Source organism: Dietzia psychralcaliphila (assembly GCF_003096095.1).
Lineage (GTDB): Bacteria > Actinomycetota > Actinomycetes > Mycobacteriales > Mycobacteriaceae > Dietzia > Dietzia psychralcaliphila.
In genome coordinates this window covers 186,508-200,684 of record NZ_CP015453.1, presented here as the reverse complement: position 1 = coordinate 200,684, position 14,177 = coordinate 186,508, and the positions used below count along the sequence as shown (strand labels likewise).

Here is a 14,177-nt window from a genome sequence, read left to right as displayed (position 1 = left end):
CACCCTGCCGGGCGGTGGCCCCGGCGTCACCACTCGGTGACAGCAGATGGCTACATCAGGTAGCAGGCCTCGGTGAACTCGAAGTCGGCCGCGGTCGGTCCCTCGTACCACTCCTCCTCCAGGACGAGCCCCGTCGGGCTGTCCGCCTCGATCCGGTTGATGATGGTCGAGCGGGAGGCGTTCACCGACCGCAGGTCCTCAGGACAGTGCGCTGACCCACTCCGCGGCGGCCACCGCGTCGACCACGACCTCCACGCCCGGCGCGGCCCCCGGCCGGCTGACCACGACCACCGGCAGCCCGAGTTCGGCGGCCACCGCCATCTTCGGCCACGTGAAGGATCCGCCGGAGTCCTTGGTCACCAGCACGTCCGCAGCGTGCCCGGTGAACAGCCCCCGCTCGCCGTCGGCCGAGTAGGGACCCCGGTCCAGCAGGAGCCGCCACCGGGCGGGGATCGCGCGGTCCGGCGGGTCGACCACCCTCACCAGCGCCTCGTGCCCGGCGAGCGGCCCGGTGAAGCGTCCCAGGGATTGCCGACCGATGGTCAGGAACGGGCGATCGCCGAGCTCCGCCGCGGTCGACGCCGCCTCGTCGTGCCCCGACACCCAGTGCCACCGGTCGGCACCGGGGGCCGTCGACCACCCCGGCCGCTCGAGCCGGAGCAGGGGCACGCCGGTCTCGGAGCACGCGGCGGCGGCGTTGGCGGAGATCCCCGCCGCGAACGGGTGCGTCGCGTCCACGACCGCCCGCACACCGTGTGCAGCGAGGTGGTCGCAGAGCCCCTCGGCCCCGCCGAAACCGCCGATACGGACCTCGCCCACGGGCAGTCGTGGGCGCGCCACCCGCCCCGCCAGGGACGAGGTGAACTCGTGACCTGCGTCCTGCAACAGCACGGCCAGCTCGCGGGCCTCGGCGGTCCCGCCCAGCACGAGGATCATCGTCCCGCTCCCGGCTGCAGGGCCGGCAGGTCCGGCGCGCCGTCCCGGGCCAGCTCCAGCAGCGCGTCCAGGTCGAGGTGCTCCTCCGCCAGATCCCCCAGCAGGTCCAGGCGACGCTCGCGTGCGGCCGCGAAGTCGACCCCCGAGGGTTCCCGCGTACGCCCCACACGGCCCGCCACCTCGGCGAGGTAGGCCTGGCGGAACCCATCCGATTCCAGGCTGCCGTGCCACATCGTGCCCGCCACGCCGCCGCGTCGCGCGCCCCCGAGGAACTCCTCGTCCGCGCCGAGGCCGATCCGTCCGTGGTGGATCTCGTATCCGGCGGCCGGGTGTCCGAGGGCCGTCCCCGTCGGCAGGCGGAGGACCTTCTCCGCGCCGAACTCCGTCTCCACGTCCAGCAGTCCGAGGCCCTCGACCTCCGTACCCTCGGACCCCTCGACCCCCTCCGGGTCGCGCACGAGGCGCCCGAGCATCTGGAACCCGCCGCAGATCCCGAACACCGATCCCCCGGCGCGGGCGTGATCGATCACTGCGCGGTCGAGGCCGCGGGAGCGAAGCCATGCCAGGTCGTCGATGGTCGCGCGCGTGCCGGGCAGGACCACCAGGTCCGCACCCCGGACGGTCCGGGGGTCGGTGACGAACTCCACGTCGACGTCCGGCTCCAGCCCCAGGGCGTCGACGTCGGTGAAGTTGCTGATCCGCGGAAGCCGGATCACGGCGACCCGGAGGGAACGCCCGGGGTCGGCGCGGCGGCCCGCCAGGTCCAGCGCGTCCTCGGAGTCCAGCCACACGTCGGGGCTCCAGGGAAGCACCCCGTGGACCCGCCGACCCGTGAGTTGCTCGAGGTGGTCGAGCCCGGGTTCGAGGAGCGACGGGTCACCGCGGAACTTGTTGACGACGAAGCCGGCCACGAGCCGTTGGTCGGCGGCGTCCAGCAGCGCCACCGTGCCGTACATCGCGGCGAATACTCCCCCGCGGTCGATGTCGCCCACCACGACCACCGGCATGTCGGCGTGCCGCGCGAGTCCCATGTTGACGTAGTCGCCGGCTCGGAGGTTGATCTCGGCGGGGCTGCCCGCGCCCTCGCACAGCACCAGGTCGACCCGGTCGGCCAGGTCGTCGTACGCGGCGTGGGCGGCGGCAGCGAGGTGCGCGCGGCCGTCGACGAAGTCCCGGGACGAGACCGACCCGGCGGGTCGGCCCATCACCACCACATGGCTACGCCGGTCGCCGCCCGGTTTGAGCAGCACCGGGTTCATGGCCACCTCGGGCTCGGCACGCGCCGCGAGCGCCTGGATCCACTGCGCGCGCCCGATCTCCCCGAACCCTGCCGGCCCCGGGACGACCATCGAGTTGTTGGACATGTTCTGTGCCTTGAACGGCGCCACCCGGATACCCCGCCGGGCGAACGCCCGGCACAGTGCGGTCACCACCACGCTCTTCCCGGCATCCGACGTGGTGCCGGCGACGAGGAGGGAGGCTGCCATGGGGATCGATCCTAGCCGCGCCCTCCCCCACCCCCGTCGAGGTCCTCCACGGCGGCTGCTTCGGCTCGGGGTGACGTAGCCGATGTCTCGTCCCTGCAGGTGGAGGGCCCGCTAAATGCCCAGCTCAGTACGTATTTGAGATCACCACCCACAAATGCGCTCTGCAGGTTCGCAATATGGCACGCTCGGCGTCGTGCAGTTGTCCAGGTTCTCCGATCTCGCGCTCCGCGCCCTCATGCGACTCGCCGTCGCCGACGGCCGCGGTGACCGGATGACAGCCGGGGTCATCGCGGAGTCGGTGAACGCCTCGACCAGTCACATGGCCAAGACGGTGTCCCGACTCGTGGAGCTCGGCCTCGTCGAGTCCCGGCGGGGACGGGGAGGCGGGCTCGCGATCACCGAAGCCGGCCGCCAGGCGTCCGTCGGGCAACTGTTGCGTGAGCTCGAGGGGCCGGGCGAGGTCGTGCAGTGCGAGGGTCCGGCGCCCTGCCCACTGGCCGGCAACTGCAGTCTCCGCCGCGCCCTGGCCGATGCCCGCGAGGCGTTCTTCGCCGCCCTCGATCCACTCACTGTCGCGGGCATCGTCCACACCCCGACCCGGCAGGTCCTGCTCAGCCTGGGACCCGCCCCCTAACCGGTCCCGTCCACCCACCCACACCCCCTCGCAGTCCGGCCCGTCAGGTACCCGGGCAGCCCCCTCACGTCCACAGCCACACACCCACAGAAGGAGACCCGCATGACCACGTCGCTCACCTCGCTCGAGACGATCCTCGCCCAGCCGCGGGAACTGTCGCCCCACCACGTCCAGATCATCCGCGACACGCTCCCGGTCATCGGAGCGCACATCGACGAGATCACCCCGGTCTTCTACCGGACGATGTTCGGCAAGCACCCCGAACTGCTGCGCGACACCTTCAACCGCGGCAACCAGAAGCTGGGCGCCCAGCAGCGCGCGCTCGCCGCCTCCATCGCCACCTTCGCGACGATGCTGGTGGACGGGAAGAGCCCGGTCGACATGCTCTCCCGGATCGGCCACAAGCACGCGAGCCTCGGCATCACCGCTGATCAGTACCAGGTGGTCCACGACAACCTGTTCGCCGCGATCGTGGAGGTGCTGGGCGAGGCGATCACGCCGGAGATCGCGGCCGCATGGGACGAGGTGTACTGGATCATGGCCGCGGTCCTGGTGGACTTCGAGAACGCCCTCTACGCCGAGTCCGAGGTCGAGCCGGGGGACGTCTTCCGGACCGCCACCGTGATCAGCCGGGAGGACGTCACCGATTCCGTCGTCGTGCTCACCCTCGGGGGGCCCGACGGTCAGCCGCTCCCCGACTTCCGACCCGGCCAGTACACCTCCGTCGGAGTGGTGCTTCCCGACGGCGCGCGCCAGTTGCGCCAGTACTCGCTGTCCACGGCGCCGGGTGACGGCACGTGGCGGATCGGCGTCCGCCGGGTCGACGAGGACACCCGGGGCGAGAGCACCTGCCCCGCCGGCGAGGTCTCGGGCTGGCTGCACGCCACCGCCCGTGTGGGCACCACCCTCCAGGTGACCCTGCCGTTCGGGGACCTGGTCCTGGATGCCGCCGGGATCGGGGCGGGCCGGGACCCCGCGCCGGTCGTCCTGTGCTCGGCCGGGATCGGCATCACCCCCATGCTCGGCATGATCGCGCACCTGTCCGCGACCGACGATCCCCGCCGGGTCGTGGTCCTGCACGCCGACCGCTCGCCCGACCAGCACGTTCTGGCCGACGAGGTGGCCGGCGAGTCCTCACTGCTCGCCGACGCCGAGGTGCACACCTGGTACGAGCAGGACGCGGACACCGTCACCGGACCGGGCGCGGTCCACCACGGCGTCATGGACCTGTCCTCCGTCGATCTACCCGAGGGCGCGCACGTGTTCCTCTGCGGATCCACCGGCTTCCTCCAGGCACTGCGCCCGGCGTTCATCGAGGCCGGCGTGCCCGAGCAACGACTCCACGCGGAGCTGTTCGCCCCCAACGACTGGCTGCTGTAGTCCAGCGGACAGCGGGAGACGGCGCCCGTACACGGTGGCCAGACACAGGTCACTCCGGTAGTGGTTCAAGCCCGGCACTCTCGAGTGCCCGGCGGCCCCGATCGGAGGACACCAGCTGGCGGAACTCGTCAGCCGCGACCCGTTCCGCCTCGCCACCGGGCCCGTTCTCCCCACCTGGCACGCGGGCCAGGACATACCGAACCGTACCGGCGGCCTGCATCAGGTCCCGTTCGCGTCCCTCGAGTCCGACGGGCGCCACCCACCCGTTCGAGCTCGCCACGTCGGTGCGGTAGACGAGCCCGACGTCCATCTCGTTGTCCGCGAGCCGGGCGCTGAGGGCACGCGAACCGGATTCCCACGTCACGTCCGTCGGCCTCACTCCGGCGGCGGCGAGAAGCTTCTCGGTCGCTTTGCCACACGGGGCGTCCAGTGCGCACAGGCCCACGCGCAGTTCCGGTCGCGCGAGGTCACCCAGCCCGCGCACGCCGCGGTAGTTGCCGGACGGGACCGCCACGACCACGTGGTTCCCCGCGAAGATCTGCGGGTCAGTGGCTGTTCGCCGCTCCACGGCCAGAGCCATGGCTTCCTCGCTCGCGGAGGCGAAGACGTTGAGGTCATTGCGGTCGGACAACCCCTCCGCGATGTCGTCCGACCGTCCCAGCTCGAGATGGACCCGGACCTCGGGGTTCTCCTCCTCGAAGATACCGATGATCTCGATGAACGCCTCCGACAGCGACGGCGCGGCCGCGACCCCGAGCGAGACGGGGACGGCTGCCTTCGGCTCCTCGGTCGCACATGCGAAACCGGAACACACCAGGGCGACGCCCACCACCGCGACCCCCTGACGGCGTCCCACCGATCAACCTCCGGCGAACGGGGGCAGGACGTCGATCACGGAGACGCCGTCGATCGATGCGTGGGGGTCGCGCGTGGTCTCCTCGCCGATCAGAAACGACGAGACGGTGACGATGCTGGCCAGCGGCTCACCGTGCCGTTCACAGACCTCGCGGGCGAGTTCACCGACGGTCATCGCGTCCGTGTGGATGCGCTCACGAGCTGTCCCGGCCGCGTCCTCCGCCGCCGCGTAGTACCCCACGGTGATCATTCTCGATGTCCTGCTCACGGTGTCAACTCTATCCTCTGTCCCCGACACGCCGGCGTGCATTTTGATGACAAGTCATCCACCAATCGCGCCCATCGACCGGCGCGGTCGATGGAACGCCGTCCCGCCGATTCCGTGCCCTGCCTGCTTACCCCACATCGCCCCGCGCCAGACCTCGGCGACCTCCGCGTCCTGCGCCCCGGAACGCAGAACACCCAACACGTCGGTCTCGTCGTCGCTGAACAAGCAGGATCTCACGGTTCCCTCGGCGGTCAACCGTGTCCGGTCACACGCCGCGCAGAAGTTTCGGGTGACGGTGGCGATCACCCCGACGTGGGCCGGGGCCCCCGCCACCGAGTGCCCGACCACCTCCCACAGCTCCGCCGGTGCGGACGGGTCCTCGCGGCCGGCGGGGACCAGGTCGAAGCGCGCGCCGAGGACGTCGAGCAGCTCCTGGGCCGTGACCATCTCGACCCGGGACCAGGTGTTGTCGGCGTCGAGCGGCATCTCCTCGATGAATCGGAGCTGCACCCCCTCGGCCAGCGCCCATTCCAGGAGGTCGGGCGCCCCGGGCAGGGTCGCCCGCATGGGGACGGCGTTAACCTTGACCGGGTCGAGTCCCGCCTCGACCGCGGCCCGCACCCCGCGGAGTACCGAGGGCAGTCGGTCGCGGCGCGTGAGCTCGGCGAACTCAAGGCGATTCACCGTGTCCAGCGAGATGTTGATCCGGTCCAGCCCCGCCTCGACCAGCGCGCCCACCCGGTGCTCGAGCCCCACCCCGTTGCTGGTCAGGGCGATGGGGAGGTCGGGGCACGCCGCTCTGGTTCCGGCGACGATCCTCTCGAGGTCCTGCCGCATCAGGGGTTCACCGCCGGTGAAGCGGACCTCGCGGACCCCGAGTTCGTGATGCGCCAGCGTGACCAGTCGGATCACCTCGTCGGTGGTCATCCGCGCCGCCTCGGGGATGGGCGGCAGCCCCTCCTCCGGCATGCAGTACGTGCAGCGCAGGGAGCACTTCTCCGTCAGCGACACGCGCAGGTCGCGGCCGGTGCGACCGAAGGTGTCGATGAGCAACGGGGTGGCCGGGCGCGGGGCTGCAGAGTGCGGGGCTGCAGAGTGCGGGGCTGCAGAGTGCGGGGCTGCGGGGAGCGGCCGAGGGCTCGGGGTGTCGGGCGTGGTCACGCGCACCTCCGATCTGCCGGGCGTTCGGGTCGAGTGTAGGCGCGTGGCCGCGCCTTTGCCTCGGGCCGCGCCCCCTGCAGCTCACCCCCTGCGCCCGCCGGCGGGCGGCTACCGTTCCGGCACCTCCACGCCTACCTCTCCGGCACCACGTCGGGGTTCGGCCCGAGCAGCGTGAGTTCGTGGATCTCGTCGCGCTCGGCCTGCTCCTTCAACTGCGGCGCGATCACCCGGGCGAGGTGGTAGCCCAGCACCACCACGAGGGTGCCCAGAGCGATGCCGCCGAGCTGGAAGTCGTCGGTCACGTTCAGGGTCGTGTCGCCGACGGCGATCACCACGCCCGCCGCGACCGGGACCAGGTTCAGCGGGTTGCCGAAGTCGACCCGGTTCTCCTTCCAGATCTTGGCGCCGAGCAGGCCGATCATGCCGTACAGCACCACGGTGATCCCGCCCAGCACGCCGCCGGGCGTCGCCGAGATGACGGCGCCGAGTTTGGGCGAGCAGCCCAGCACGATCGCGGTCAGCGCCGCCACCACGTAGGCGGCGGTGGAGTAGACCTTGGTCGCGGCCATCACGCCGATGTTCTCGGCGTACGTCGTCGTCGCCGATCCACCGAACGAGGTGGCCAGGACCGTGCCCGCACCGTCGGCCGCCAGGGCGCGGCCCATCAGGCCGTCGGTCTCGGTGCGCGTAATCTCGCCGATCGCCTTGACGTGCCCGGCGTTCTCGGCGATCAGGGCGATGATCCCGGGGACGATCAGCAGCACGAACGCCAGGGAGAAGTCCGGCGCGTGGATACCCACCACTCCGGCGGCCTCGTCGGTCATGGGCGGCAACCCGAGCCACGGCGCGGACCCGACGCCCGACCAGTCCACCCGCAGGTGCTCGGTCACCTCGCCGGCGGTGGCGCTGAACGAGGTGATGGGCCCGGTCACCAGGTCGAGGACCCAGGACAGGACGTAGCCGAAGATCAGTGCCAGGAAGATCGCGATCCGGCCGGCGAAGCCCCTGAGCCCCACGGTCATGAGCACCAGCGCGATCATCACCGTCAGCGCCACCCACTGGTCCTGTGGCCAGTACGTCTCGGCCACGACGGGCGCCAGGTTGAATCCCAGCAGCATCACCACGGCACCGGTCACGACCGGGGGCAGCACGGCGGTGACCACGCGTCCGCCCACGACGTGCACGATGATGCCGACGACGGCGAGGGTGGCACCCGCCACCAGCATCGCGCCGGTGACCTCCGCACTCGTGCCGCCCTGCGCGCGGATCGCCGCGACGGCCCCGACAAACGCCACGGAGGTGCCCAGGTAGCTGGGGACCTGCCCCTTGACGATCGCGAGGAACAGCAGGGTGCACACGCCGGAGAAGAGGATCGCGAGCTGCGGGTTGAGCCCCATGATGATGGGGAAGACGAACGTGGCGCCGAACATCGAGACCACGTGCTGGGCGCCGATCCCGATCGTCCGGGGCCAGCTCAGGCGCTCCATGGGGGCGACCACTTCACCGGGCCTGATGTTCTTGCCGTCGCCGTGAACCGACCACAGCTTTCCCGAACCCCGCGCCTTGCTCGCCACCGTCTCCCCTTTGGTTCACCGCCTGCGCCCCGCGCGCGGACCGTAGGCACAGTACAACGCGATTACCGTGGGGCCATGGCTTCCTACCCCGACCGCCCGTCGCCCTCCGAGTACCGAGAGCTCCTGCGCACTCACCTCGCACCGGTACTGGAGCGGGCCGCCCAGAGCACGCGGTTGCCGATCTCGGCGTGCGCGGACTCGGTGCTCGCACGAGATCTGCTCGCGTCGGTGGATCTTCCCCTGTTCGTGAATTCCCAGATGGACGGCTATGCGGTGCGGTCGGCCGACGTCGCGGGAGCCGGTCCGGACTCGCCGGCGCGGCTCCGCGTGGTGGGGACGACCCACGCCGGTGACGGTCCGGGGCCGGGGGTCGACGACGACGAGGCCTGCAAGGTGATGACCGGGGCGCCCCTGCCCGGTGGTGCGGATTGCGTAGTCCCAGTGGAGGACACCTCCGTCGAAGGCTCCGCCGACCCTGCCGACCCCGCCGCCCCCTCGGGCGGTCGATCGGCGACGGTCCTGGTCCACGCCCCGCGGGCCGCGGGGGAGTTCGTCCGGCGGCCCGGAGACGACGTCCGCGCGGGCGACGTGGTGATCCCCGCCGGGGTCCGGCTCGAGGCCCGGCACCTGGCGGCGGCGGCCTCGCTCGGGGAGTCAGGCCTCGACGTGCGTCCGCGCCCGCGGGTCGGCGTGGTGGCCACGGGCTCCGAGCTCGTCGCACCCGGGCGGCCCCTGGAGCCGGGCCAGATCTGGGAGTCCAACTCCATCACGCTCGCGGCGGCGCTCAAGGCCTGCGGGTGCGAGATCACCGCGACCGTGATCAGCAGTGACGACCGGGACGACTTCACTGCCGCACTCGACATCGCGGCCGGGGACGCCGACCTCGTGGTGACCGTCGGGGCGGTGTCCATGGGCGACGCCGAGGTGGTGCGTCAGGTCCTGGTGGACCGCGAGGGGGCCCGGTTCGCCCCGGTCGCCATGCAGCCCGGGGGTCCGCAGGGGCTCTCGGCGTGGCGGGACACGCCGGTGGTGTGCCTGCCGGGCAACCCTGTCAGCGCGCTGGTGTCGTTCGTGGTGCTGCTGCGTCCGGTGATCCTCGAGGCCGTGGGCCGCGCACCCGTGCCGACCGGACGGGCCCGGCTCTCGCGCGCGGTCCACTCCCCCTCCGGGAAGACACAGTATCTCCGGGGCGCGCTGGCCACCGACCCTCCCGCCACCCCGTCCGCCGCGCCCTCCGGCGGGGACCTGCCCGTTGTGGACCCGGTCTCCGGCCCGGGGTCGCATCTCGTGGCGTCGATGGCCCGGGCAGATGTACTCATCGAGATTCCCGCCGACGTGACCTCCCTCCCGGCCGGCGCTGAGGTCGACCTCGTACCTCTGTAGGTCGCCGCCGGGAGCGGGGTTCCACGCTCGAGGAGCGCGTGGTCGCACGCGGTCACGTCGCGCGGGTTCAGGTCGGGGATGCGGCGCACCCATCGCGTCACCGGCGACGGAAGGCCGCCCCACGGTGAGATTCCGGCAGCAGGTCGCCGTCGCCGAACATCCGGGAGCGGAGCGTGCCCGACTCCGCGGCCCGCGGATACAGTCCGCGGCGCTGCAACACAGGGACAAGGAACTCGATGACGTCCTCCCAGGTACCGGGATTGAGCGCGTAGGCCAGGTTGAAGCCGTCGACGTCCGTTTCCGCCATGACGTGCTCCAGGGCATCCGCAACAGTGTCCCCCGAGCCCACCACCACGGGGCCGCCCGTCGCGTTGAACCGGGCACTGTCGCGCAACGTCCACCGCCCGTCCGGGTCCGCGGCTCCCGACAGGCTCGACACCGTGGTCTGGATGGCATCCGTGGCGACCGGATCCAGAGGAGCGTCGAGGTCCTGCTGGGAGAGATCGATTCCCGACCATCCCGAGTTGAGCACCAGAGTGCCCGTCTCCGACGCGTAGGAGAAGATGTCGCGATACTTCTCGGCGGCCGCCGCATCGGTCTGGTCGACGACGATCGTGAGCAGCGCGTATATGCGCGCGGCGTCCCGCCCACGCCCTGCCGCCTCCAATCCCGCCCGGATCCGACCGACCTGGTCACTGGTCTGGGCGAGAGTCGGGGACGCCACGAAGATCGCCTCCGCGTTCTCGGTGGCGAAGCGAACACCCCGCTCGGAGGCGCCGGCCTGATAGATCACCGGGGTCCGCTGGGGAGAAGGCTCCGACAGATGAACACCGGGAACGGTGAAGTACGTCCCGTTGTGGCCGATGGGGTGGACCTTCGCCGGGTCGGCAAAAATGTCCCGCTCCGCATCCAGAACCACCGCGTCGTCCTCCCAGGATCCCTCCCACAGCTTGTAGAGCACCTCCAGGTACTCGTCCGCCCGGTCGTAGCGCTCGTCGTGGGAGAGTTGGTCGCCCTCTCCCAGGTTCTGCGCCGCGCTCTTCAGGTACCCCGTGACCACGTTCCACCCCACTCGGCCCCGGGTGAGGTGGTCAAGCGTCGACATCCGCCGGGCAAAGGTGTACGGGTGCTCCGCGGACGTGCTCGCCGTGATGCCGAAACCGAGGTTCTCAGTGACCGCCGCCATGGCACTCACCAGCATCATCGGGTCGTTCATCGGAATCTTTGCCGCAGTTCGCAGGGCGGCATCGGCACTACCGCCGTAGACGTCATACGGCCCCAGTGCGTCCGCGAGGAAGATGCCGTCGAACAGTCCTTCCTCCAACAGTCGGGCGAGACGAGTCCAGTGCTCGAGGTCGCGATAATCCCGGGACCGATCAGCGGGATGCCGCCAGATCCCCGGGACCTGATGGCCCACACCGTTGATGGCGAAGGCGTTCAGCCGAATTCTCCGGGGGCTGCGATCGCGCGCCGCCTCGTGGCTCGACGTCATTGTTCTCCTTGCGATGATCGTGGAGGGGACCACCGCACGAGCAGATGCAGCCGTAGATGCACCAAAGACATCCCTACGCGAGTACAAACTCGATCAGGTTCGCTCGGGTGTGATCTCAGCCCCTGCAGGGCACCCCGTGTCACCGCACACCCTACTCGCCGTCGCCCCCCGGATGACCCCTGCCGGATGCAGTGCTAGCCTGCCCTAATGAAAATGATTCCCATTATCGTCGGCGGTGCGCTGCTGACCGCAGGCCTCGTCGCCTGCGGCGGTCCGGACACCGACCAGGCAACAGCTTCGCCGGCCGAGTCCGTGACTTTCGAGAACTGCGGCCGCGAGCTCCACGTGGACTCCCCGCCGGAACGCGCGGTCACGCTCGAGCAGAACGCGACCGAGATCCTGCTGGCACTGGGACTCGGCGACCAGATGGTCGGGCAGGGTTACCAGGTCGACGAGCCCCTTCCGGAGCTGGCGGAGGCCTTCGACGAGGTGCCGGTGATCAACCCGGAGACCATCTCGGCAGAACAGCTGCGCGAGGCGTTGCCTGACTTCACGTACTCGACCTTGGGGTCGTTCTACAGCGCGGACGGAGTCGGCACTCTCGACGAACTCGACTCACTGGGGGTCCCCTCCTACGCCTCGGAGGCCGGCTGCCCCGGCGCAGCTCCGTCCTCCCCTGCGTCCTTTCAGGGACTGTTCGACGAGTACCGCGACCTGGGCCGCGTCTTCGGCGTCGAGGACTCGGCCGAGCAGCTGATCGCCGAGCAGCAACAGGTGCTCGACGAGGCCACGCGGGACGCGACGGAACAACCGACCGCGGTATGGATCTACTCCTTCTACAACGGCCCCCCGATCGTGGCCGGTGCGGGCGGCATGCCGTCGGCGATCAGTGAGGCGGTCGGGCTCCGCAACGCGTTCGACGACGTCACCTCCAGCGCCTGGCCCGAGATGTCGTGGGAGCAGATCGCGCAGAGGGACCCCGATGTGATCGTCGTGGCCGACCTGAGCAGTCGGGGCCGCCCGGGCGACAGTGCGGAGGACAAGATCACCCAGTTGCGGTCCGATCCGGTGGCATCCAACCTCTCGGCGGTCCGTGGTGATCGGATCGTCGCACTCTCCGGGACCGCCATGGACCCGTCGATCCGGTCCATCGACGCGGTCGCCGAACTCGGCGACTGGCTCACCACGACAGGGGTGTTCCAGTGACGGACTCACCAGACGAGACGCGGGCTCGCGAACTCCTGCGGGCCTGGGACTCCCAGCAGGCCGCGTACATCACTCACCGAGAGGCCCGGTTCGAAGTCATGCTCGACGCCCTGGCCTCGGCCATCACGCCCGGGTCGACGGTCCTGGACCTCGCGTGTGGTCCCGGGTCGCTGGCCCAGCGGGTGCTCCGGCGCTTCGAGTCGGTGCGGGTGGTGGCCGTGGACTACGACCCGCTCCTTCTCGAGCTCGGCCGCCATGCCCTCGCCGAGTTCGGTGACCGGGTTGAGTTCATCGACGCCGACCTCGTCGACCCGGACTGGATGACCGCGCTCCCCTCCGCGCGAATCGACGCCGTCGCGAGCTCGACCGCGTTGCACTGGCTGGCTCCACCGGTGCTGACCCGCCTCTATCAGGACCTCGGGCGCCTACTGCCACCCGGCGGGGTGTTCCTCAACGGCGACCACCTGCGGTTGAGCGACGGGCGTCGACTGTTCGCGGAACTCGCCGCCGCAGACGACCGTCGTAGTCAGGAACGCGGACGGGCCGACGGGGCGATGACCTGGGTCGAATGGTTCCCCGCCGCAATGGCGAGCGGGCCGTGGGCGGCTCACGGGCCCGAGCGGGAACGGCGGTTCGCCGACCGACCGCCCACTCCGGATCTGAGTGTCGACTTTCACGTGGACGCCCTCCGGGTCGGTGGATTCGTCGAGGCGGGCACGGCGTGGCAGCACTACGACGACTATGTGATCCTCGCCCAACGGTGACCACCGGCCTGCTGTCGAGCAGAATCAGCAGGGGCCTGGGAGGCGGACTGCTGACCGGGGGCGTCCTGCTCGTCTCGGTGGTCAGCGCGGTCCTGGTGGGCTCGGCCGACCTGGCGCCACAGACGGTGTTGGCCTCGATCGCGGGCCATCTCGGCCTTCCGGCCCAGTTGCCGCCGCCACTGATCGATTCGGTCATCTGGGATCTGCGCCTGCCGCGGGTACTCATGGCGGCGGCGGTCGGCGCCGCGCTGGCGATGTGCGGCTGCGTGCTGCAGGCGATCACCGGCAATCCCCTCGCCGATCCGTATCTGCTCGGGGTGTCCTCGGGGGCCTCGACCGGCGCGGTGCTGGTGTTTGTTCTCGGCGTCGGCGGCGGCGCGATCAGCATGTCGGCGGGCGCGTTCGCTGGTGCACTCCTCTCTCTGAGCCTGGTGTTCGTGCTGTTGGGCCGGGGGTCCACGTCCTCGACACGGATCGTGCTCATCGGCGTGGTGGTGGGCCAGCTGTTCGCGGCACTGACCTCGCTCATCGTCACGGCCGCCGGCGACGCCGACGCCGCCCGGGGCATCCTCTACTGGCTGCTCGGATCGATGTCGACGGCGCGGTGGGACTCCCTGGGCGTGGTCGCGACGGTCACCGCTGTCGCCGGAGTCGTGTTCTGGATGGGGAGCCTCACCCTCGACGGACTCGCGTTCGGTTCGGAGTCGGCGTCCGGTCTGGGCATCGATATCGAGCGGGTCCGGCGGCAGATGGTGCTTGTCACCGCTCTCGTCGTCGCCTCCGTCGTGGCGGCCGTGGGTGCGATCGGGTTCGTCGGATTGATCGTCCCGCACGCCGCGCGGATGCTCGGCCTCTCCGCACATCGCGGCCTCCTCGTGGGGTCGGCCGGCATCGGCGCCGTCTTCCTGATCTGGGCCGACGCCATCGCCCGGTCTGCGTTGGCGACAGAGATCCCGGTCGGGGTGGTCACCGCCCTGATCGGCGTTCCGGCGTTCCTGCTGATCATGCGTCGACACGACCCGAGAGAGGCGGGGTGA

At 70.7% G+C, this 14,177-nt stretch carries 14 protein-coding genes and 1 riboswitch; of the genes, 6 read left to right on the top strand and 8 right to left on the bottom strand.

Going from position 1 to position 14,177, the window contains the following annotated elements; genetic code table 11:
- Nucleotides 1-50 precede the first annotated feature (50 nt).
- Genes A6048_RS18750 through A6048_RS00865 form a run of 3 tightly spaced genes read right to left on the bottom strand, consistent with a single transcriptional unit; the run spans nucleotide 51 to nucleotide 2,423 of the window.
- Nucleotides 51-185: a hypothetical protein gene (locus tag A6048_RS18750; RefSeq protein ID WP_280523815.1), complete on the bottom strand. Its 135-nt coding sequence runs from the start codon at nucleotides 183-185 to the stop codon at nucleotides 51-53.
- 13 nt (nucleotides 186-198) lie between these two features.
- Nucleotides 199-936, bottom strand: a complete 738-nt coding sequence (locus A6048_RS00870) for a cobalt-precorrin-6A reductase (RefSeq protein ID WP_107747816.1) — start codon at nucleotides 934-936, stop codon at nucleotides 199-201.
- The gene (locus A6048_RS00865; protein ID WP_107747815.1) at nucleotides 933-2,423 is read right to left on the bottom strand and encodes a cobyric acid synthase; all 1,491 of its coding nucleotides are present in this window, start codon (nucleotides 2,421-2,423) and stop codon (nucleotides 933-935) included. Before A6048_RS00865 ends, A6048_RS00870 begins: the two co-directional genes overlap by 4 nt.
- Before the next feature lie 193 nt (nucleotides 2,424-2,616).
- Between A6048_RS00865 and A6048_RS00860 the strand changes: the two genes are divergently transcribed.
- Complete coding sequence (locus tag A6048_RS00860) at nucleotides 2,617-3,057, top strand: RrF2 family transcriptional regulator (protein WP_107747814.1); 441 nt, start codon at nucleotides 2,617-2,619, stop codon at nucleotides 3,055-3,057.
- A 102-nt stretch (nucleotides 3,058-3,159) separates the two neighbouring features.
- Complete coding sequence (locus tag A6048_RS00855) at nucleotides 3,160-4,437, top strand: globin domain-containing protein (RefSeq protein ID WP_107747813.1); 1,278 nt, start codon at nucleotides 3,160-3,162, stop codon at nucleotides 4,435-4,437.
- Between the two features lie 49 nt (nucleotides 4,438-4,486).
- Here A6048_RS00855 and A6048_RS00850 read toward each other — a convergent pair whose 3' ends face one another.
- The 4 genes from A6048_RS00850 to A6048_RS00835 all read right to left on the bottom strand — a co-directional run bounded on the left by A6048_RS00850 (nucleotide 4,487) and on the right by A6048_RS00835 (nucleotide 8,208).
- Nucleotides 4,487-5,293, bottom strand: coding sequence for a substrate-binding domain-containing protein (locus A6048_RS00850; RefSeq protein WP_107747812.1), 807 nt, complete (start codon nucleotides 5,291-5,293; stop codon nucleotides 4,487-4,489).
- A 3-nt stretch (nucleotides 5,294-5,296) separates the two neighbouring features.
- A complete protein-coding gene (locus A6048_RS00845) occupies nucleotides 5,297-5,560 on the bottom strand; it encodes a ubiquitin family protein (protein WP_235027669.1) in 264 nt (87 codons plus the stop codon).
- A 54-nt stretch (nucleotides 5,561-5,614) separates the two neighbouring features.
- Nucleotides 5,615-6,613: a GTP 3',8-cyclase MoaA gene (gene moaA / locus A6048_RS00840; protein ID WP_244911064.1), complete on the bottom strand. Its 999-nt coding sequence runs from the start codon at nucleotides 6,611-6,613 to the stop codon at nucleotides 5,615-5,617.
- A gap of 239 nt (nucleotides 6,614-6,852) precedes the next feature.
- Nucleotides 6,853-8,208 (bottom strand): uracil-xanthine permease family protein, encoded by a 1,356-nt coding sequence (locus A6048_RS00835; RefSeq protein ID WP_235027670.1) that lies wholly within the window; start codon nucleotides 8,206-8,208, stop codon nucleotides 6,853-6,855.
- A gap of 162 nt (nucleotides 8,209-8,370) precedes the next feature.
- Here A6048_RS00835 and A6048_RS00830 point away from each other — a divergent pair, with 162 nt between their 5' ends.
- Nucleotides 8,371-9,678, top strand: a complete 1,308-nt coding sequence (locus A6048_RS00830) for a molybdopterin molybdotransferase MoeA (RefSeq protein ID WP_107747809.1) — start codon at nucleotides 8,371-8,373, stop codon at nucleotides 9,676-9,678.
- Between the two features lie 97 nt (nucleotides 9,679-9,775).
- On the opposite strand, the gene A6048_RS00825 is transcribed toward A6048_RS00830, so the two are convergent.
- Entirely contained in the window at nucleotides 9,776-11,170 is a 1,395-nt protein-coding gene (locus A6048_RS00825) for an LLM class flavin-dependent oxidoreductase (protein WP_107747808.1), read from the bottom strand.
- A 53-nt stretch (nucleotides 11,171-11,223) separates the two neighbouring features.
- A riboswitch (TPP riboswitch) is annotated at nucleotides 11,224-11,317 on the bottom strand.
- A 66-nt stretch (nucleotides 11,318-11,383) separates the two neighbouring features.
- Between A6048_RS00825 and A6048_RS00820 the strand changes: the two genes are divergently transcribed.
- From A6048_RS00820 to A6048_RS00810, 3 genes are read left to right on the top strand one after another with little or no spacing between them, the layout of a single operon-like run.
- Nucleotides 11,384-12,376 (top strand): ABC transporter substrate-binding protein, encoded by a 993-nt coding sequence (locus tag A6048_RS00820; protein WP_159110395.1) that lies wholly within the window; start codon nucleotides 11,384-11,386, stop codon nucleotides 12,374-12,376.
- Entirely contained in the window at nucleotides 12,373-13,140 is a 768-nt protein-coding gene (locus tag A6048_RS00815; RefSeq protein ID WP_235027632.1) for a class I SAM-dependent methyltransferase, read from the top strand. The genes A6048_RS00820 and A6048_RS00815 overlap by 4 nt, the downstream gene beginning before the upstream one ends.
- Nucleotides 13,137-14,177: a FecCD family ABC transporter permease gene (locus A6048_RS00810; protein ID WP_235027631.1), complete on the top strand. Its 1,041-nt coding sequence runs from the start codon at nucleotides 13,137-13,139 to the stop codon at nucleotides 14,175-14,177. Before A6048_RS00815 ends, A6048_RS00810 begins: the two co-directional genes overlap by 4 nt.